This is a genomic window from Melissospora conviva (genome assembly GCF_049523535.1).
GTDB lineage: Bacteria > Actinomycetota > Actinomycetes > Mycobacteriales > Micromonosporaceae > Melissospora > Melissospora conviva.
The window spans coordinates 20,482-39,804 of the sequence record NZ_JBLLDT010000012.1 but is presented as its reverse complement, the minus strand read 5'-3'; the positions used below and the strand labels follow the sequence as shown (position 1 = coordinate 39,804).

Genomic DNA, 19,323 nt, shown 5'->3' with positions numbered 1-19,323 from the left:
CGGCGATGCATCCACACCTGAGCGCACCGGCATGGTCACGAAGCGTAATCAGCGGGTAGGGTGGCAATCCCCGACCCCATGCAGTCCCGCACCACCCCCCGGAGTTCGGATGCACCGGTCCCTGTCCCACCTGACCGAGCGGATCGAACGCGCTCTCCACGAACGGCTCATCCCGGCGCTGTACCGGGACACCGAACCCGTACGTGTCGAAGCGGCGCACCTGCCCGGCGAGCCGGTGCCGGCCGGCGAAGCGCTGGCGATGACGTACGAGCCCTTCGCGGTGGGTCAGCCGTGGGGGCGCGCCTGGAGCACCACGTGGTTCCGGTTCACCGGCGAGGTACCGGCACGGATGCGCGGCGCCCGGGTCGAGCTCCTCGTCGACCTCGGCTTCGAGGGGGCCGGGCCGGGATTCCGGTCCGAGGGCCTGGCGTACACCGCCGACGGCACCCCGATCAAGGGCATCGAGCCGCGGACGGCGTACGTGCCGATCGCCCGGCCCGCCGCCGGCGGCGAGCGGGTCGAGGTGTATGTCGAGGGGGCCGCCAACCCCCGCTTCGACGGCAGCGTCTCCCCGTTCGGCGATCCCGCGACGATCCCCGACCGCCCGCTCTACCGGCTGGACCGGGCGGAACTCGCGGTGCTGGACGAGCAGGTGCAGGCGCTCGTCCTGGACGTACAGGTGCTGCACCAGCTGGCGCTGCAGCTGGCCGAGACCGACCCCCGTCGCCACGAGATCCGCCGGGCCCTCGAGCTGATGCTCGACGAGCTCGACGTCGCCGCCGATGTCTGCGGCGGGGCTGCGGCCGCCCGCGCCTGCCTGTCCGGCGTGCTGGCCTCCCCCGCCGTGCCGAGCGCTCACCGGATCACCGCCGTCGGGCACGCCCACATCGACTCGGCCTGGCTCTGGCCGGTACGCGAGACCATCCGCAAGTGTTCCCGGACCTTCTCCAACGTCGTGGCGCTCGCCGACGACTATCCGGAACTGGTTTTCGCCTGCTCCTCCGCCCAGCAGTACGCGTGGCTGCGACAGCACCATCCGACGGTGTTCCGCCGCGTGGCGGAGAAGGTGGCCACCGGCCAGTTCCTCCCGGTCGGCGGCATGTGGGTGGAGTCCGACACCAACATGCCGGGCGGCGAGGCGATGGTGCGCCAGTTCACCCAGGGCAAACGGTTCTTCGCCGCCGAGTTCGGCGTCGAGCCCCGGGAGGTCTGGCTGCCGGACTCGTTCGGCTACTCGGCGGCGCTGCCGCAGCTCGCCCGGCTGGCCGGGTTCCGCTGGTTCCTCAGCCAGAAGATGTCGTGGAACCAGACCAACCGCTTCCCGCACCACACCTTCTGGTGGGAGGGCATCGACGGAAGCCGGGTCTTCACCCACTTCCCGCCCGCCGACACGTACAGCTCGGAGCTGTCCGGGAAGGACCTGGCGTACGGGGTGGGCAACTTCGCCGAACACGGGCGCTCCACCGTGTCGCTGCTGCCGTTCGGCTACGGGGACGGCGGAGGCGGCCCGACCAGGGAAATGCTCGAAACGGCCCGGCGGGTGGCCGACCTCGAAGGCTCGCCCCGGGTCGCCATCGACACCCCCGCGGAGTTCTTCGCCGAGGCCGAGCGGGAATACCCGGACGCCCCGGTGTGGAGCGGCGAGATGTACCTCGAATACCACCGCGGCACCTACACCAGCCAGTCGGCGATGAAACGCGGCAACCGGCGCACCGAGCACCTGCTGCGGGAGGCCGAACTCTGGTCAACCGCCGCGGCGCTGCAGGCCGGGCACCCGTACCCGTACGCCGAACTCGACGCCATCTGGCAGGAGACGCTGCTGCTGCAGTTCCACGACATCCTGCCCGGCAGCTCGATCGCCTGGGTGCACCGCGAGGCACGGCAGACGTACGCGAAGCTGGCGGAACGGCTGGAAGCGGTGATCGAGGCGGCGCTGACCGCGCTGACCGGCCCCGGGTCGGTTCCCTTGACCGCGAACGCCGCGCCGCACGCGCGGGACGGCGTACCGGCGCTCGGGGTCTCCGCAGGCCACGGCGGCGACGCCGCGAACGCTGCGGACGTGTCGGTGCGGTCCGGACCGGACAGCACCGTGCTGGACAACGGCCTGCTCCGGGTGCACCTCGGCCCCGACGGGACGGTGTCGGCGATCCGCGACCTGGTCGCCGACCGCGACGTGCTCCGGCCCGGGACCGCGGCCAACGTCCTGCAACTGCACCCGGACCGGCCCAACAGGTTCGACGCGTGGGACATCGACGAATTTCATCGCCACCGGTGCCGTGACCTGACCGAGGTCACCAAGATCGTGGTCGAGGCGGACGACCCCCGGCAGGCCCGGGTCCGGGTGCACCGCGACGACCGGAACTCCGCGTACGTCCAGACCGTGTCGCTGACGGCCGGCGAGCGCGTGCTGCGGTTCACCACCGAGGTGGACTGGCACGAACAGGAAACCCTGCTCAAGGTCGCCTTCCCCATCGACGTCCACGCCGCGGAGTCCAGCTCGGAGATCCAGTTCGGCCACGTGCGGCGCCCCACCCACACCAACACATCCTGGGACGCGGCGAGGTTCGAGATCTGCGCCCACCGGTGGCTGCACATCGGGGAGCCCGGGTACGGCGTGGCGCTGGTCAACGACGGCACGTACGGCCACGACGTGACCCGCCAGCCGCCCGGCGACGTGCTGGGGGCGCAGCCGACCACGGTACGGCTCTCCCTGCTGCGCGGTCCCCGCTACCCCGACCCGAACACCGACCAGGGCTCGCACGAGTTCGGGTACGCGCTGGTCTGCGGCGCGGAGATCGCCGACGCGGTACGCGAGGGCTACCGGGCGAACCTGCCGATCCGCCGGCACCGGGGCGGACGACCGGCCGCACCGCTGATCGAGGTCACCAACCCCGCCGTGGTGGTGGAGGCCGTGAAACTCGCCGACGACCGGTCCGGCGACGTCGTCATCCGGCTCTACGAGGCGCTCGGCGGCCGCGCCCGTACCCGGCTGACCGCGTCGTTCGACTTTGCGCAGGCGCGGGTCTGTGACCTGCTCGAGCGGGACAACCCCGAAATCGGCGCGCTCGCCCGGGTCTCCGTCGAGGGCAACGCGGTGCACCTCACCCTGGGACCGTTCCAGGTCGTCACCCTGCGGCTCACCCCCGCGCAGCACTGATCGGGCACTCACCGATCGGCGGGTCAACCGGCAACGGGCTCATCCCCGCTGACGCACGATCAGTCGTGGCGGTGGCGCACGACGTGGCCGATGTAGCGGATCGTCTCCTCGCGATCATCGGGGCTGATCGAGTCCCACAGGTCCGCCAGCCAGAAGAGCGAGACCGACAGCACCCAGCCCCATCCGCGTACCCAGGTCGCCTCGTCGAACCCGAGCGCCTCCCGGTAGGCGGCCCGCGCACGGGCGTCGAAGAGGGTCCAGGCCGGGCGCAGCTCCACCGCCGGGTCGGCCCACCGCGACCGGCGCCGGAACCGGCACGGGCAGATGCGGCGCCAGCCGCGGCAGCCAGGACGCATCGGTCGCCACCTGATCGACCGCCCACGGCGCCCGCGGCAGCCGTACCGTCAGACGATCACCCAGCCGGAACAACGCGTTGTCGGTACCGCTCAACGGCAGCGCGACGACCGGCAGATCCGACCATTCGGGAAACTGCTCCTCGATCAGCGCACGTACCTGCTCGACAGCGACAACGATCTCTCCAGGACGCATCGGCGCGACCGTAAGACCCGCTCGAACACCCCGTCAATCGAATTCGATCCACGCCGTCTCAGGACCGGTCGGGACGTGGTGGTCCCGCAGAAGCCGCCAGGAACTCGACCATCACGGGGTAACCCGCGGCAGGAGGCGCCCACTCGTAAGTGAAGCTTCCGGCCCGCTCTCCCGTTTACTCGCTGGCGGGGCCGGAGGGCGGCAGCGCAGGATGACCGGATGACGCCACCCCAGATGGTTCTATCCGATCTTCGTGACGCGTGGAGTTCTGCGCTGGCCGGCAGGCTTCTCGGCCTGTACCTGCACGGCTCGCTGGTAGCCGGCGACTTCGCTGCGGACCGCAGCGACCTTGATCTGCTCGCGGTACTCGACGACGACCCGGACGAGAACCTCCTCGAACTGCTTGCCGGACTGCACGCCGACCTCGACCGGCGGCACCCGCAGTGGGCCGGCAGGATCGAGGTGGAATACGTTTCGCTGGCCACCGTGCGCCAGGCGGCGAACGGTGGCACCGGCCGGGACCGGGTCATCGCCCGGGTCAGCCCCGGCGAACTGCTGCACCTGCTGCCCGCCACCACCCACCGCGTCGTGACCTGGTCCGCCGTCCGCGACCACGGCCGCAGCCTCCTGGGCCCTCAAGCCGACGCACTGCTACCCGCCGTTGACCCCGAGCTCGTCCGCTCGGCCCTGCTCGACCACGTCCGCGACTGGCCGACCTGGGTAACCGACATGACCAACCCCGGAGCCCAGTCCTACGCCGTGCTCACCCTCTGCCGAGCCTTCCAACGCCTTCAGTACGGCCGGCAACTGTCCAAACGCCAGGCCGCCGACGAGACCATCACCGCCCACCCGCAATGGGCGCACCTCATCATCTGGGCACGCGACTGGTGGTACGACGCCGGTCAGGACACCGACCACGGCAACGCCAACGACGTCCGGGCCTTCGTGAACGAACTCAGCGCCGGCATCCTGGCGTCGGAACGCGCCACCCGGGCCAACACCGCCCGATGACTGGCGGCAATCAGCCGCTTCGGCGGGTACCGTACTGGCGCGGGCTCTGGACCGAGCCCCGGCCGCCGAAATGCTGACCCTTGCCAAACGGCTGGGGCGAGGTGGCCTTGCCCTTCGCGCGTCGGGCAGCCCGATTCTCCTGAACGGCAGGCTGGTCGGTCTCACCCGTGGTCGAGGCGTCGGCATCCGCCACGTGGTCGTCCTGGACGAGCTCAGGCTCCGGCATCGGTATCTCCCTGGATTCGTGGGGCGCCCTGTCGGCCATCGACAGCCGACGGACGCGAAGTACTCGACGCCGGTGTGGGCACCCTGACGGTATCGCAACGCCGAGCCTGTCGGATCAACGGTCTCCAGCCCGCGAAAGGTGGGCACACGCAGGGACGTCCACCGCCAGCAACGCGCTGTTCGCGCTGGTCCGCCGGCGGCACACGACTCGGACAGCAGGACCCGGCACTTGGAGATGCCACGATCCACGGCCAGGGCCACGGCCCTACTCACTGAGAAACCTGTGGCGCGTGCCCAAATGGTTCTGCCACCCTGCCGAACATGCCCGACCTCGCCTCTCCGCCCCGCGACCTGCCCGAACTGCGCGCACTCGCCGCTAAGGGCCGGCGGGTCAAGTACCTGTTCTTCTGGGGTCACCAGGCCCATCCCGACGGCAGCATCGGAGCGGGTTGCCTGAGCCAGTGGTGGCCGGCCCCGTTCGTCGTCGAGGGCATCCGGTACGCCACGGCCGAGCACTACATGATGGTCGGCAAGGCCCGTCTCTTCGGCGATGAAGCGATTGCCGAGCAGATGCTCACCACGGGGCATCCGGGTGCGGTCAAAGCGCTGGGGCGCAAGGTCCGCGGCTTCGACCAGGCCGTCTGGGATGCGCACGCCTTCGACCTGGTGGGCGCGGGCAACGTGGCCAAGTTCGGCCAGCACCCGGACCTCGGGCAGTACCTGTCCCGCACCGGCGAGCGGGTACTGGTGGAGGCCAGTCCGGTGGACCGGGTCTGGGGCATCGGCCTGACCGCCACGGACCCACGCGCACACGATCCCGCCCGATGGCGCGGCCGTAACCTCCTCGGGTTCGCCCTGATGCACGCCCGCGCGCAGCTCGCCACCGGATGAAGCTCGGAATCCGCGTACATCAGAGCCGCCTCGGGCGCCGAGCAGTTCCGCGTCATCTGCCCGGGCAAGGCATCTACCTCGTCAGATGGCGGTGACAAAGCGCCTGACCGGCAGCGTGACACCGCCACACCTCGCGCCATACAAGGCGCTTACCACCCGGCCGGGTGTGTGGACAGCCAGTAGCGGTGCCGCTCCCGCAACGCGTCCCGCTCAGCGTTGGAGGACATGAGCACGTCCATGCCGCCGTCATACGGGTGATACAGCCACCGCAACCCGAGGTCGGCGATGAGCACGTTGGCAATCACGTCGTCGGCGACCTTCCGCAAAAGCGCATCGAGAGAGCCGGGTGACCACGCCATCCGGCTCACATACAGGTGCATCCAGCTCTCCAAGCCCGGTTCGTCATTCATGCAGACGCTCGTCCAGTACCCGGCCTTCGGGTGCACCGCGACGGTTTCCGGTGACCGGAAAGGCTCCCCGCCGGTTATCCGATATCCCAGGAGGCCAGGTGCACGCCGCAGTGCAGGCACCGAAACAGGTACGCCGTCGGCTCACCGCCGCGGTCCATCCGCCGCAGCATCGAGTCGGCCTGCTCCGCCGACCACCCGAGCTGGTGCAGATCCTCCCGGATCATCGTCAGCGCGTCAGGGTGGGCGCGCAACTGCTCGTAGCCGGCGGCACCGAGAAACGCGGCTCCGTCGCCGCAGTGATACAGCCAGCCTGGCTGCTGCCAGGACACGAACCCCGGCGTGCGTTGCGTGATTTCCTCCACGACCACGAACGGTACGTCCGGCGGCACGTCGGTCGCGTCCGTGAACGTACACGGGTAATCAGCAACGCCCGTCAGTGCCCGCGCCGCTGCACCCGAGGCAATACAGGACAGGCACAGAACATCGACCTGACGGCCGTAGATCGGCCCGGCGTACCGCGAGCCGCGCTCAACCCCGCACAGCACACACCCCTCGGCCGTGGGGATGGCCGATCCCGTCGCAACCGGATCGGGGTGGTAGCGAAATGACGGTGTCATCTGATTCCTCTCAGATCCGCTTGAACGTCACCGAGGAGCAGGCGGGCACCTTGGCGGACGACGTTCCAGTCGGTCTTCGGAGAGCGGTCAAGGTTCTTGGCGAGCCAATGCCGCCGGTCTTCGTGTTCCTGCCGCAGATGGACGAGGTCGAGGTCCACGCCAGGTAGCCCACCGCGCCGTTCCAGATCCTGGACCCGCTTCCCCATGGCGTCCATCAGCTCACGGTCCAGGACATGTACGGCTTCAAGGTATGCGGTGGTCGGAACGCTGAGCCGGACCGTCGAGTCGGCGGTGAAGCCGATCTCGCCGTCGTCCTCGTGTCGCCAATTCATCGTGATCTCGTCGCGATCGCCGCGGGTGGTACGCCAGAGTCGGAGCTTGGGCGGGTTGCGTAGGTAGCCGAAGTCCAGGCGGTGCTCGCTGTGCCAGATCGCGGCTGTAACGACCGGATGGTCGGGCACGTCCGCGCTCCCGCCGTCGGGCCATTGCTCATCCGGTTCCTGCACGAACTCGAGTGGGTCGATCAACCACTGCGCATCCTCGGAGGCGATGAACGGCTGCAGATCATCGGGCACCGGCTCCAGCACCTCGGGTGTGAGCGCGATGAGGTCTTCCCAGAACCGGGCCAGGTAGTAGTCGATGTAGGGATGCGGGTCGACTTGCCGGGTGCGGCGCAGCAGTTCCTGCCCGCTTGCTTCGATCCAGTACCAGCCCTCGGTGAGTCCAAACCAGTGGAGCCCTGGCCGGTCACCGCCCCACGGCGACACCTCGTCCAGCGGATACAGCTCGAACCGGAACTTGATCACTACGGCAGAGTATCCCTCAACGTCTCCGCCGACTTGGACGAAGATGGCTCCGTGCCAAACACCATTGTTGAGATTCATGTCCCGCTCGTGGCTGCTTCAGGAATCGCAGAGGATGAGTACGCCTTCCCATGGATCGACGACGTCCAAGACTTCCTCGCCGACCTGGACGAACAGGGCGACGTCCAGGAGTACGACAACGGTGAAGAGTACGGAGACGTCTACGTCTTCTTTGTGACCGGCGTTTGCGAGGAGGCCATGCTCGCTGTCGCCTCCCGGGTGGCGGCTCTTGACCGGGTGCCCGCCGGGGCCTTCGCGATGGTCACCGACGACGAAGCGGAGGAGTTCGGAATGGGACGACGCGTGGACCTCCCCTTGCCCGCCGGGCCCTGATCTTCGGCACCGAGCAGTCACCCAACTACGGCAAGAGGGCATATCCGCCGATCAGATATGCCCTCTGATCTGTGTCGGGACGGCCGGATTCGAACCGACGACCCCTTGACCCCCAGAGATCGGCAACGCGGCCTGGTTCGGCTTGGACCGCTGGTCCACGGTCTGATGGTGGTCAGCGTGGTCCCGTCTGATCTGGTTGGTTGCGGTACTTCGCTGCTGCACTCAGTTCGTCACCCGTCAGGCCTGCGCAGCCATCAGCGCATCGGTCTCGGCGAAGCCCAGTGAGCCGTCGAGGGCCTGGTAGGTCCCAGCGGCCAGCAACTCGCGGGCGGCGCGCCGCGCCGCCGCGTAGGCGGCCAGGGCGATCGCCGGGCCGAGGCTGACCCTCGTGACGCCCAGGCCGGCAAGCTCACTGATCGAGGGTGAGCCCGGCCCGGCCATGACGTTCAACGGCACCGCGAGCTCGGCGGCGAGCGCCGCTATGGTTTCGGCGTCGGCCACGCCGGGCACGAAGATGCCGTCCGCGCCGGCGGCGATGTAGGCCGCCGCCCGGTCAAGCGTGTCCCGCAGTCGGGTGGCGGGATCTCCGAGGGACATCAGGTAGGTGTCGATCCGGGCGTTGATGAACAGCGCCGAACCGGCGGCCTTCCGCGCAGCCGCAATCCGTTCGACATGTTCGGCGGCCGGTCGCGGACCGTCTTCCAGGTTGACACCTACCGCTCCGGCGTCGAGCACCCCACGGATCGTCTCGGCGATCCCGTCGGGGTCCTCCGCGTACCCGCCTTCGATATCGGCGCTGACCGGCACGCTGACCGTGGACGCTACGCGGGCGATCAGGTCGAGTGCGCGGTCACGGCCCACCGCCTCGCCATCGCCCGCGCCTATGCTCCAGGCCACCCCGGCGCTGGTAGTTGCGATGGCGGCTGCTCCGGCCTCCTCGATCAGCCGCGCGCTCGCGGCGTCCCAGGCGTTGGGCAGCACCAGCGGTTGACCGGGGCGGTGCAGGGAGCGGAAGTGCAGGGCTTGTTCGTGGTGCGAGTTGGTCATGGACCTAAGTAAACCGCCAATCGGGCAACCGGTCTGGCGGGTATCAGACCACGCCGTCACGGTGTCACGCCGCTGCCCCTAGCCTTGATTCCTTGCCATCACGTACGCCCTCGACCCGCGCCCCCTTGGGGAGCGGGCCGCGCCAGTGCCGGCCAACCCCTGCCCGTCTGGTCTTCAGCTCCACCGTCGACACCGCCCTTGATCGACACAACGGACAGCGGGATGAGCATCGAGCAGATTGCCGACCTCTGCGGGCACTTTGGCACGACTGTCACCGAGAGCGTCTACCTGCACCAACTCCGGCCGGTGTTTCTGGGCGGTGCCGTCACCATGGACCGGATCTTCGGCGCTGAGGGATAGTCACCCAGTTGGACACCCAGCTACGACAAGAGGGCACGTCCGTCGATCGGATGTGCCCTCTGAGCTGTGCCGGGACGGCCGGATTCGAACCGACGACCCCTCTACCCCCAGGACGATCTGCCACACGTCCACGCACGTCACACACGCTATCCGCAACGTCAGGCCGTGAGGTCGACGGCATGCCGACCGCCATCGCGTACGACGTGTGGTCCCCACCTGGTCCCAGGGTGCCGGCCTTTACTCGTCTAGGGCTGGATGTCGTTGGAAAGGTTGATCCGGATCTCCGTGTTGCGGTATCCGGCGCGACCGAAAGCGGCCGCCATAGGCGCGTTGCCCAGGTCGGTGGTGGCGGTGATGCGCGACTCCCCGTTCGCCGCGTGAAGGCGGGTGATCTCGGCGAGCACCTCGTCGACGTAGCCGCGTCCGCGGAACTCCGGCACCACCCCGAGATAGCCGACGTTCACGTTGTACGGCGTGGCGGAGGGAATCGCCATGCCCGCCACCTCGCCCTCGCGCGTGGAGGCGATCCGCCACCACTCCCGCTTGCCCGGCGCCCCGAGATAGAAGTCCATCTCCTCACGCGCGGTCGCGTCCACGCCCCTGGCGGCCAGGTTCGCACGGGTCTGGGCATCCAGGCTGCCCTCGGCGATTCTCCTGAACACCGCGAGGAACTCCTCGTCGGAGGCCTCGGTGAACCGCAGCCTGCCGGCCGCGGGGGGCACCCCGTCGGCGGGTGCCCATTCGAACTGCAGCCGCTCCACCTCGCGGGTGAGGCCCGCCGCGTGCGCCGCCGCCCGCCGCCACTCCACGGCCGCCAAGGTGGCCGGATCGTCACGCCAGCCACCGGTGACCTTGATCTCGTACTGCACCGGCTCCGGGAACCCGGCCAGCGCGGCCCCGATCAGCTCGGCGGCGACGGCGGCACGGTCGCCCACGGCAGGATCGACGTCGAGGCAATCGAGCGCGACCGGATGCAGGCTGGCCTTCGCCCCCCACCACAACGCCCGTCCCACGACCCGGCCGTCGTGCTCGGCGATCCATGTCCACTCCGGCCGGTACATGCCCTCGGCCAGTTCGGCCAGGTAACGGTCGGCGGGGATCCACCCCACAGGCTCGGTCACGATCCACGAGGTCACGCAGTCGATGTCCGTGGGGGCGGTAGCGCGGTAGGAGATCACCTGCAGAGGCTAGCGAAGCTCCCACCATGTTCGTAGGAGCCGAGGCTGCCTTGACGACGCGAAGAGCACCATCAGGCAGGGCAAGGGCTAGCCACCTGGCTTGACCAACGGTGAAGGAGCGCTACAGACGGCCCACTTGACCCGCGTGGTCCCCAAGAACCCAAGAAGGCCGACCCGATTACTCGAATCAGCCTTCTGACCTGCGGTTACATCCTGTCGGGACGGCCGGATTCGAACCGACGACCCCTTGACCCCCAGTCAAGTGCGCTACCAAGCTGCGCCACGTCCCGTTGCCGCAGTGGAACTCCCCTGCGGCAGCCGGTACAGCGTAGCGCAGTGCCCCGAACAGTGCGCACACGCCCCACCCCGATCGCCGGCCCTCTCCGACGCCTCGGAAGGCCACCCTCGCGGGCGGTGCCGCGTGCGAGCGCCGCCACTCCCTCTAAAGCATCCTAGGAGGGTGGGTTAAAAGGTGATGCCAGGTGGAAGACAAGCTTCCACCCGGCATCAGGGACGTACGAAGAACTAGCCGTGCGCCTTGCCGCGGCCGCCAGGGCCCAGCTTCTTGCGAGCGCGTACGGAGATCTCCACCGGGCTGCCCTCGAAGCCGAACGTCTCGCGGAGCTTGCGCTCGACGAACCGCTGGTAGCCGGGGTCGAGTGGACCGGTGGTGAAGAGCACGAAGCGCGGCGGCGCGACACCCGCCTGGGTGGCGAAGAGGATGCGCGGAGCGCGTCCACCGCGTACCGGGTGCGGGGTGGCCTGGACCAGCTCGGTGAGCCACTGGTTGAGCTGGCCGGTGGGGACGCGGGTCTCCCAGCTCGCCAGGGCCTTGCGCAGCGCCGGGGCGAGCTTCTCCACCGCCCGGCCGGTGCGGGCCGAGAGGTTCAGCTGGATCGACCAGGGGATGCGGCGCAGCTCCCGTTCGATCTCCTTCTTGAGGTAGTAGCGCCGGTCCTCGTCGACCAGGTCCCACTTGTTGAAGGCGATCACCAGGGCCCGGCCGGACTCGACGACCATCGAGAGGACCCGCTGGTCCTGCTCGCTGATCGGCTCGCTGGCGTCGAGCAGCACCACGGCCACCTCGGCGGCCTCGATGGCGCCGGCGGTCCGCAGGCTGGCGAAGTACTCGGTGCCGCTGGCCCGGGCGACCCGCTTGCGCAGGCCGGCGGTGTCGACGAACTGCCAGGTCTCGCCGCCGATCTGCACCAGGCTGTCGACCGGGTCGACGGTGGTGCCGGCGACCGAGTCGACGACCGCGCGCTCCTCGCGGGCGAGCCGGTTGAGCAGACTCGACTTGCCGACGTTCGGGCGGCCGACCAGCGCCACCCGGCGGGGGCCGCGCGGGCGGTTCTCGATGATCGGCGGGGCGTCGGGCAGCGCCCGCAGGATCAGGTCGAGCAGGTCACCGGCGCCGCGTCCGTGCAGCGCCGAGATCGGGTACGGCTCCCCCAGCCCCAGGGACCAGAGCGACGAGGTGGCGTCCATCTCGATGTTGGCGTTGTCGGCCTTGTTGGCGACCAGGATCACCGGCTTGGCGCTGCGGCGCAGCATCTTCACCGCGGCCTCGTCCACGTCGGTGGAGCCGACCATCGCGTCGACGACGAAGAGGACCACGTCGGCGGTCTGCACCGCCCCCTCGGCCTGGGCGGCGATCGCCGCCGCCCGGTCCTTCGCGTCGGGCTCCCAACCGCCGGTGTCGACGACCGTGAATTGCCGGCCGGACCACTGCGCGTCGTAGGGCACCCGGTCCCGGGTCACCCCCGGCTTGTCCTCGACCACGGCCTGACGCCGCCCGATGATCCGGTTGACCAGGGTCGACTTGCCGACGTTGGGCCGGCCGACCACCGCGACTACCGGAACAGGTCCGGTCTCCTCAGCGACCTCGTCGCTCTCGGTCAGCTCGATCCAGCCATCATCCGTCATGCCACGCCTTTACTGTTCAGCATTTCGCGGAGCCGGGCGACGACCTCGTCGATGCCCAGCTCGGTGGTATCCAGTTCAACCGCGTCCGCCGCCTTCTGCAGCGGACTGGCCTTGCGGGTCGAGTCCAGCCGGTCCCGGCGGGCCAGGTCCTCGGCGGTGGCGGCGACGTCGGCGGCGATCTCGGCGCTGCGCCGGGCCGCGCGGGCCGCCGCGGAGGCGGTGAGGAAGACCTTCAGGTCGGCGTCGGGGGCGACCACACCGGCGATGTCGCGGCCCTCGACCACGATCCGGCCGAGCTGGTCGATGATGGCCCGCTGGTGCTCCACCAGCATGGTCCGCACCGTCGGCACGGCCGACACCGCCGAGACCGCGCCGGTGACCTCGGGGCCGCGGATCTCCGCGTCGACCGTGACGCCGTCGGCGGTCACGTGGTAGCCCTGCGGGTCGGTGCCGATGCGCAGGTCGACGTCGGCGGCGACCTTGGCGACCGCGTCGGCGTCGGTGAGCTCCACCCCGCTGCGCAGCACCGCCCACGTGATCGCCCGGTACATCGCACCGGTGTCCAGGTACCCGGCGCCCAGCTCCGCGGCGAGCCGCCGGGAGACCGTGGACTTACCCGAGCCCGAGGGTCCGTCGACCGCCACCACACACCGACCACTACGCGCCATCTCCGACACCGTTCCTCCTTCGCCGCCTGTCGCCGTCAATCATGCCCCGTACGCTCCGGCGGCCTGCTGCCGCATCCGGCCCACGCCACAGCGGCGCGGCACCGGCGACAGCAGCCTCACCGCGCAGAGTTACCCATCGGGGGCGGCTCAGTCACCAACCACCTTGAAGAGCGCCGCCACCTCGGCGTTGGTCAGCCGGCGGGTGCGCCCGGTCCGCAGGTCACCCAGGCGGATCGGACCGATCGAGGTACGCACCAGTCGCGAGACCGGGTGCCCGACCTCGTCGAAGAGCCGACGCACGATGTGCTTGCGCCCCTCGTGCAGGGTCACCTCGACCTGCGTGGTGCGGCCGAGAGTGTCGACGACCTTGAAGGCGTCGAGCTTGACCGGCCCGTCCTCCAACTCGATTCCGCCCAGCAGCCGCTTGCCAAGGTTACGGGGCAGCGGGCCGGCCACCTCGCAGAGGTAGGTCTTCTGCACGGCGTACGAGGGGTGCATCAGCTTGTGGGCGAGGTCGCCGTCGTTGGTGAGCAGCAGCAGGCCCTCGCTGTCGGCGTCGAGCCGGCCGACGTGGTAGACCCGCTGATCGACCCTGTCGAGGAAGTCGGCGAGCGCGGTGCGGCCCTTCTCGTCGGCCATCGTCGAGACGACACCGCGGGGCTTGTTCATCGCCAGGTAGACCAGCCGGGTGTCGACGACCAGCCGCTCCCCGTCGACGTGGATCACCGCGGCGGCCGGGTCGACCTTGTCGCCGAGCTGCGCCGGGCGGCCGTCGACCGTCACCCGGCCACGGAAGATCAGGTCCTCGCAGGCACGGCGGGAGCCGACTCCGGCGGCGGCGAGGACCTTCTGCAGGCGCTGCACGTTGTCGGGGTTCTCAGTGCGGGTCGTACGGGTGTTACGGGGCATCTGTCAGCTCTTCTATGTCGGTCGGCAGGAACGGGGCCAGGGGCGGCAGGTCGGCCAGGGTGTTCAGGCCCAGCTTCTCCAGGAACATCGTGGTGGTCCGGTAGAGGAACGCACCGCTGTCCGGTTCCGTGCCGCACTCTTCGACCAGGCCGCGCACTACCAGGGTACGGAGCACCCCGTCGCAGTTGACACCCCGTACCGCCGCGAGCCGCGAACGGGTGACCGGCTGCTTGTAGGCGACCACCGCGAGTGTCTCCAGCGCGGCCTGGGTCAGGCGTACGGTCTGCCCGTCGAGGATGTAGCGCTCGACGTAGCCGGCGTACTCGGCGCGGGTGTAGAAACGCCAGCCGCCGGCGGCCCGGCGCAGGTCGAAGCCGTGCCCGGCCGCGGTGTAGCCGGCCGAGAGGCGCTCCAGCGCGGCGCCGATGCGCTCGACGGGCTGCTCCAGAGTCTGGGCCAGCAGCATCTCGCCGATCGGCTGGTCGACCACCAGCAGGATCGCCTCCAGCGCGGCGTCGAGCTCGGCGTCGTCGTCCAGCGCCGGCAGGTCAACGGCGGGGCGCGGTTCCGGCCGCCGCGGCACCCGCCGCCGGTTTCCGGTCACGGGTACGTCCGCGGGCCCCGGGGCCGATGCCGCGACTGCGGCCGGTACCGGTTCGTCGGGGGCGGTCGCGGGCGCGCCCGCGGTTTCGGTGCCAGCAGTCTGCTCCGGCACCTCGTCGGCCACGGCCGGCGCCGGCTCGTCGGGCTCTTCCGGCCCGGGCTGGGGCTCGGCGGACTGAGGCTCGGCGGGCTGGCGGGCCCAGGGCGGCACCCAGGCGGCGGCCTGGTCGGCCAGGGAGTTCCCGCGTTCGTCACTGCTCACGACAGCGCTCCCTCCTTCGTTGCGCCGGTCTCCGGCGGCGTCTCCGCGGCCGGTTCCGGGCTGCCGGCGTACTCGTCGACCCGCAGCTCGTCGCCGCCGTCGGCGGGCCCGGTCCACCGTACGGTCAGCTCGTCGAGGGCCTGTTCCTGGGTGAAGTCGATCAGCCCTTCGCGGTAGAGCTCCAGCAGCGCCAGGAAGCGGGCGACCACCTCGAGGGTCGACTCGCAGTCGGCGCAGAGCAGGGTGAAGGTGGCAGTGCCGGCCCGGCGCAGCCGGTCGCGCAGGATGCCGGCGTGCTCGCGGACGCTGACCCGGACCATGTGCACGTGGTCGATCGAGACCGTCGGGACCGGTTTCGGGGTCATCGCCTTGATCGCGAGCTGGGCGAGCCGCTGCGCGCCGATGCCGAGCACCAGGTCCGGCAGCGCCTCGGCGTACCGGGGCTCCAGGGTCACCGCCCGCGGCCAGCGACGCGAACCGACCGCCTCCAGTGCGGCGATGTGCGCGGCCGCCTCCTTGAACGCCTTGTACTGCAGCAGCCGGGCGAAGAGCAGGTCCCGGGCCTCCAACAGCGCCAGGTCCTCCTCGTCCTCGACCTCGGCGGCGGGCAGCAGCCGGGCGGCCTTGAGGTCGAGCAGGGTGGCGGCGATCACCAGGAACTCGCTCGCCTCGTCCAGATCCCAGCCGTCGCCCATCGCCCGGATGTAGGCGATGAACTCGTCGGTGACCCGGTGCAGCGCCAGCTCGGTGACGTCGAGCTTGTGCTTGCCGATGAGCTGCAGCAGCAGATCGAAGGGACCGGTGAAGTTCGCCAGCCGGACGGTGAAACCGGACCGGTCGCTCTCGGCTCCCGCCTCGGGCTGTGCCGGGATCTCGGCGGGAGCCGGTTGCGGGTCGACAGGGGCGGTGGTCACCCGACGACCGTAGTCGACCGCCCGGGTACGCGGTGTCGGCGCACCGCCGGGCTACCGCTCCGACTCGGCGGCGATCACCTCACGCGCCAGCTGCCGGTAGTTGCGCGCACCGGAGGAGGAGGGATCCATGGTGGTGATCGGGGCGCCGGCGACGGTCGACTCGGGGAACTTGACGGTCTTGGTGATCACCGTCTGGTAGACCTTGTCGCCGAAGGCCTCCACGACCCGCTGCAGCACCTGCCGGCAGTGGGTCGTGCGGCTGTCGTACATGGTGGCGAGGATGCCCTCGAGCTCCAGGTCGAAGTTGAGCCGCTCGCGGACCTTGTCGATGGTGTCCAGCAGCAGCGCCACCCCGCGCAGGCTGAAGAACTCGCACTCCAGCGGGATCAGCACGCCGTGCGCCACGGTCAGCGCGTTGATCGCCAGCAGCCCCAGCGAGGGCTGGCAGTCGATCAGAATGAAGTCGTACTCCTTGCGGACGGTGCGCAGCACGCGGGCCAGCGCCATCTCGCGGGCGACCTCGTTGACCAGCTGGATCTCGGCGGCGGAGAGGTCGATGTTCGCCGGCAGCAGGTGCAGCCCGGCGACATCGGTCTTGATCAGGACGTCCTCGGCGGTGATGTCGTCCTGCATCAGCAGGTTGTAGACCGACAGGTCGAGGTTGTGCGGGTTGACGCCGAGCCCGACGGAGAGGGCGCCCTGCGGGTCGAAGTCGACCAGGAGCACCTTGCGGCCGTACTCGGCGAGCGCGGCGCCGAGATTGATGGTCGTGGTCGTCTTCCCCACGCCACCCTTCTGGTTGGCCATCGCGATGATGCGGGCCGGGCCGTGCCGGTCGGTCGGCATCGGTTCGGGGATGGGCTTGCGCATGGTGTACGCGGCGGGATCCGCCGGCCCGAACTCGGCGTTCAGGGACGCCTGCTGCTCCCGGAGCGTTGACGTCCACGCCTCGGCACGGTCATCGTTGCCAGCCATGTCCTTTTCGCCCCCTCCCGACGACTGCCCGCTGCCGCAACGTCCCGCGACGGCTGGGCGCCGCAACCCCGTGACTGTCCGCGCCGGACCACTGCGCTCCACGCCCGGGTTGCCGCCCCACGAAGCCCGCGCCGCGTCCGACTCTACGCCACCTGGCGACGGCGCGACCGGCAGCCGCTCGGCGTGTCGGGCCGCCGTCGAGGCGGCTTGGCGCTGCTCAGGCCCGCGCCCGGGGGTGCGCCGTGGCGTAGATCTCGCGCAGCCGCTCCACAGTGACGAGGGTGTAGACCTGGGTCGTGGTCACCGAGGCGTGACCGAGCAACTCCTGCACCACCCGGACGTCGGCGCCGCCGTCAAGCAGATGCGTGGCGTAGGAGTGACGCAGCGTGTGCGGCGAGACCGCGCCGGGCCCTTCGGTGGGCAGCCCGGCGCGCTGCGCGGCCCGGCGCAGGATCGTCCAGGCGCTCTGCCGGGACAGCGGACCGCCGCGGGCGTTGAGGAAGACCGCCGGGGTGCCGCGGCCGGCCGCCGCGAGCGCGGGCCGCGCCCGCACCAGGTACGCCTGCAGCGCCTCGATGGCGTACCCGCCGATCGGCACGATCCGCGTCCGGCCACCCTTGCCGTGCAGCACCACCGCCGACTCGGCCGGGTCCAGGTCGTCGACGGCCGCGCCGAGCGCCTCCGAAATGCGCGCCCCGGTGCCGTAGAGGAACTCCAGCAGCGCCCGGTCCCGCAGCGCCGCCGCGGGCACGCCCTCGGCGTCGACGGCGCCGGCGCTCTCCAGCAGCCGGACGACCTGGTCGACGTCGAGGGCGCGGGGCAGCCGGCGGGGCGCGGCCGGCGGCCGGACGTCGCGGCCGGCGTCGTGGTCGACCTGCCCTTCGCGCAGCGCGAAGCGGTGCAGCCCGCGCACGGCGCTCGCCGCCCGCGCCGCCGACGACGCCGAGAGCGCCGGGTGCGCCTCTTCGCCGCTGCGCAGCCGGGCCACGTGCGCGGTGACGTGCGCGGACGTCACCGCCGCCAGGTCGGCCACCCCCGCCTGCGCCAGCGTCCGCAGATACCGCTCCAGGTCCCGCCGGTACGACGAGAGCGTGTTCGCCGACAGGCCACGCTCGACGGTCAGGTGGTCGAGGTAGCCGCGGACCGCGCGACGCAGCGCCGGCGCAGGCTGCGGCTCGGCGCCGGCCCCGGTCGTCGACAACTCCTGCACGCTCAGGCGAGCACCTCCGCGGTGGGGAGCACGTCCAGGTCGTGGGCCTGGCCGACCTCGGCGTACGTGACGTGCCCGTCGTGGGTGTTCAGGCCCAGCGCCAGCGCGGGATCGCGCCGCAGCGCCGCGCGCCAGCCGTGGTTGGCCAGTTCCAGCGCGTACGGCAGGGTGACGTTGGTCAGCGCGTAGGTGCTGGTGTGCGGAACGGCGCCGGGCATGTTGGCGACACAGTAGAAGACCGAGTCGTGGACCCGGTAGACCGGATCGGCGTGGGTGGTGGGGCGCGAGTCCTCGAAGCAGCCACCCTGGTCGATGGAGATGTCGACCAGCACGCTGCCGGGCTTCATCCGGGAGACCAGTTCGTTGGAGATGAGCTTCGGCGCCTTCGCCCCGGGTACCAGCACCGCGCCGATGACCAGGTCCGCGTCGAGGACGGCCCGTTCGATCTCGTACGCGTTGGAGGCGACGGTCTGCAGGTGGCCACGGTAGATGGCGTCGGCCTGACGCAGCCGGGCGACGTTCTTGTCCAGCAGCAGCACCTCGGCCTGCAGGCCGAGCGCGATGGCGGCGGCGTTCATGCCGGAGACGCCGGCGCCGATGACAACGGTCTTGGCCGCGTAGACGCCGGAGACGCCCCCCATCAGCACGCCGCGCCCGCCGCCGGAGCGCATCAGGTGGTACGCCCCGACCTGCGGGGCCAGCCGGCCCGCCACTTCGGACATCGGCGCCAGCAGCGGCAGCGCCCGGTCGGAGGTCTCCACAGTCTCGTACGCGATGCCGGTGACCCGGCGCTGCAGCAACGCGTCGGTGCACTCCCGGGACGCGGCCAGGTGCAGGTAGGTGAAGAGGACCTGGCCGGGTCGCATCCGGGGGTACTCCTCGGCGATCGGCTCCTTGACCTTCAGGACCAGTTCGGCGGCGTCCCAGACCTCCTCGGGCTTGGAGAGGATCCGGGCGCCCGCGGCGGCGAACTCGTCGTCGGTGATGCTGGAGCCGAGGCCGGCGCCGGCCTCGATGACGACCTCGTGACCGGCGCTGACGAACTCGTTGACCCCGGCCGGGGTGATCGCCACCCGGTACTCGTTGTTCTTTACCTCGCGCGGTACTCCGACCTTCATGACTGACACCCTTCCCGGGCCGGTGGGCCACGAATCGCCACCGCACCCGCGGGATTGTGTCCCGCTGCGCTGGTGGGCTGTGACGGGAGTCTATGGC

General features: G+C 70.5%; 19 protein-coding genes, 1 tRNA gene and 1 pseudogene. 5 read left to right on the top strand and 16 right to left on the bottom strand.

Going from position 1 to position 19,323, the window contains the following annotated elements; genetic code table 11:
- Nucleotides 1-109: 109 nt before the first annotated feature.
- Nucleotides 110-3,157, top strand: coding sequence for an alpha-mannosidase (locus ACK8GG_RS20545; protein ID WP_440357026.1), 3,048 nt, complete (start codon nucleotides 110-112; stop codon nucleotides 3,155-3,157).
- Between the two features lie 114 nt (nucleotides 3,158-3,271).
- On the opposite strand, the gene ACK8GG_RS20540 is transcribed toward ACK8GG_RS20545, so the two are convergent.
- Nucleotides 3,272-3,706 carry a phosphotransferase gene (locus tag ACK8GG_RS20540; protein ID WP_440357025.1) on the bottom strand — a complete coding sequence of 145 codons (435 nt, stop codon included), beginning with the start codon at nucleotides 3,704-3,706 and terminating at the stop codon, nucleotides 3,272-3,274.
- 219 nt (nucleotides 3,707-3,925) lie between these two features.
- Between ACK8GG_RS20540 and ACK8GG_RS20535 the strand changes: the two genes are divergently transcribed.
- Entirely contained in the window at nucleotides 3,926-4,717 is a 792-nt protein-coding gene (locus ACK8GG_RS20535; RefSeq protein WP_440353285.1) for an aminoglycoside adenylyltransferase domain-containing protein, read from the top strand.
- A gap of 10 nt (nucleotides 4,718-4,727) precedes the next feature.
- On the opposite strand, the gene ACK8GG_RS20530 is transcribed toward ACK8GG_RS20535, so the two are convergent.
- Complete coding sequence (locus tag ACK8GG_RS20530) at nucleotides 4,728-4,943, bottom strand: hypothetical protein (protein ID WP_440352114.1); 216 nt, start codon at nucleotides 4,941-4,943, stop codon at nucleotides 4,728-4,730.
- Between the two features lie 320 nt (nucleotides 4,944-5,263).
- Here ACK8GG_RS20530 and ybiA point away from each other — a divergent pair, with 320 nt between their 5' ends.
- Nucleotides 5,264-5,833 (top strand): riboflavin biosynthesis intermediates N-glycosidase, encoded by a 570-nt coding sequence (gene ybiA / locus ACK8GG_RS20525; RefSeq protein WP_440357024.1) that lies wholly within the window; start codon nucleotides 5,264-5,266, stop codon nucleotides 5,831-5,833.
- A gap of 149 nt (nucleotides 5,834-5,982) precedes the next feature.
- On the opposite strand, the gene ACK8GG_RS20520 is transcribed toward ybiA, so the two are convergent.
- The 3 genes from ACK8GG_RS20520 to ACK8GG_RS20510 are packed head-to-tail and all read right to left on the bottom strand — an operon-like array spanning nucleotide 5,983 to nucleotide 7,666.
- A complete protein-coding gene (locus tag ACK8GG_RS20520; protein WP_440357023.1) occupies nucleotides 5,983-6,279 on the bottom strand; it encodes a DUF3885 domain-containing protein in 297 nt (98 codons plus the stop codon).
- A 38-nt stretch (nucleotides 6,280-6,317) separates the two neighbouring features.
- Nucleotides 6,318-6,860, bottom strand: a complete 543-nt coding sequence (locus ACK8GG_RS20515; protein ID WP_440353288.1) for a CbrC family protein — start codon at nucleotides 6,858-6,860, stop codon at nucleotides 6,318-6,320.
- Nucleotides 6,857-7,666, bottom strand: coding sequence for a DUF5984 family protein (locus ACK8GG_RS20510; RefSeq protein WP_440353289.1), 810 nt, complete (start codon nucleotides 7,664-7,666; stop codon nucleotides 6,857-6,859). Before ACK8GG_RS20510 ends, ACK8GG_RS20515 begins: the two co-directional genes overlap by 4 nt.
- A 51-nt stretch (nucleotides 7,667-7,717) precedes the next feature.
- Between ACK8GG_RS20510 and ACK8GG_RS20505 the strand changes: the two genes are divergently transcribed.
- Nucleotides 7,718-8,056 carry a hypothetical protein gene (locus ACK8GG_RS20505; protein WP_440357022.1) on the top strand — a complete coding sequence of 113 codons (339 nt, stop codon included), beginning with the start codon at nucleotides 7,718-7,720 and terminating at the stop codon, nucleotides 8,054-8,056.
- 237 nt (nucleotides 8,057-8,293) lie between these two features.
- Here ACK8GG_RS20505 and ACK8GG_RS20500 read toward each other — a convergent pair whose 3' ends face one another.
- Nucleotides 8,294-9,103, bottom strand: a complete 810-nt coding sequence (locus tag ACK8GG_RS20500) for an isocitrate lyase/PEP mutase family protein (protein ID WP_440357021.1) — start codon at nucleotides 9,101-9,103, stop codon at nucleotides 8,294-8,296.
- Between the two features lie 89 nt (nucleotides 9,104-9,192).
- Here ACK8GG_RS20500 and ACK8GG_RS20495 point away from each other — a divergent pair.
- A pseudogene (locus ACK8GG_RS20495) lies at nucleotides 9,193-9,463 on the top strand (site-specific integrase); the annotation flags it as partial.
- 245 nt (nucleotides 9,464-9,708) lie between these two features.
- On the opposite strand, the gene ACK8GG_RS20490 reads toward ACK8GG_RS20495, so the two are convergent.
- The 10 genes from ACK8GG_RS20490 to ald all read right to left on the bottom strand — a co-directional run bounded on the left by ACK8GG_RS20490 (nucleotide 9,709) and on the right by ald (nucleotide 19,226).
- Nucleotides 9,709-10,641 (bottom strand): GNAT family N-acetyltransferase, encoded by a 933-nt coding sequence (locus tag ACK8GG_RS20490; protein ID WP_440357020.1) that lies wholly within the window; start codon nucleotides 10,639-10,641, stop codon nucleotides 9,709-9,711.
- A gap of 216 nt (nucleotides 10,642-10,857) precedes the next feature.
- A tRNA-Pro gene (locus ACK8GG_RS20485) sits at nucleotides 10,858-10,931 on the bottom strand.
- A 235-nt stretch (nucleotides 10,932-11,166) separates the two neighbouring features.
- Nucleotides 11,167-12,567 (bottom strand): ribosome biogenesis GTPase Der, encoded by a 1,401-nt coding sequence (gene der / locus ACK8GG_RS20480; protein ID WP_440357019.1) that lies wholly within the window; start codon nucleotides 12,565-12,567, stop codon nucleotides 11,167-11,169.
- Nucleotides 12,564-13,235, bottom strand: coding sequence for a (d)CMP kinase (gene cmk / locus ACK8GG_RS20475; RefSeq protein WP_440357018.1), 672 nt, complete (start codon nucleotides 13,233-13,235; stop codon nucleotides 12,564-12,566). The genes der and cmk overlap by 4 nt, the downstream gene beginning before the upstream one ends.
- Nucleotides 13,236-13,382: 147 nt before the next feature.
- Entirely contained in the window at nucleotides 13,383-14,144 is a 762-nt protein-coding gene (locus ACK8GG_RS20470) for a pseudouridine synthase (RefSeq protein ID WP_440357017.1), read from the bottom strand.
- Nucleotides 14,134-15,009, bottom strand: a complete 876-nt coding sequence (scpB, locus tag ACK8GG_RS20465; RefSeq protein ID WP_440357016.1) for an SMC-Scp complex subunit ScpB — start codon at nucleotides 15,007-15,009, stop codon at nucleotides 14,134-14,136. The genes ACK8GG_RS20470 and scpB overlap by 11 nt, the downstream gene beginning before the upstream one ends.
- Complete coding sequence (locus tag ACK8GG_RS20460) at nucleotides 15,006-15,923, bottom strand: segregation and condensation protein A (RefSeq protein WP_440353295.1); 918 nt, start codon at nucleotides 15,921-15,923, stop codon at nucleotides 15,006-15,008. Before ACK8GG_RS20460 ends, scpB begins: the two co-directional genes overlap by 4 nt.
- Nucleotides 15,924-15,974: 51 nt before the next feature.
- Nucleotides 15,975-16,898 (bottom strand): ParA family protein, encoded by a 924-nt coding sequence (locus ACK8GG_RS20455; protein WP_440352212.1) that lies wholly within the window; start codon nucleotides 16,896-16,898, stop codon nucleotides 15,975-15,977.
- 217 nt (nucleotides 16,899-17,115) lie between these two features.
- On the bottom strand, nucleotides 17,116-18,108 hold the full coding sequence (locus ACK8GG_RS20450) for a site-specific tyrosine recombinase XerD (protein WP_440357015.1): 993 nt from the start codon (nucleotides 18,106-18,108) through the stop codon (nucleotides 17,116-17,118).
- Between the two features lie 2 nt (nucleotides 18,109-18,110).
- The gene (gene ald, locus ACK8GG_RS20445) at nucleotides 18,111-19,226 is read right to left on the bottom strand and encodes an alanine dehydrogenase (RefSeq protein ID WP_440352210.1); all 1,116 of its coding nucleotides are present in this window, start codon (nucleotides 19,224-19,226) and stop codon (nucleotides 18,111-18,113) included.
- Nucleotides 19,227-19,323 lie beyond the last annotated feature (97 nt).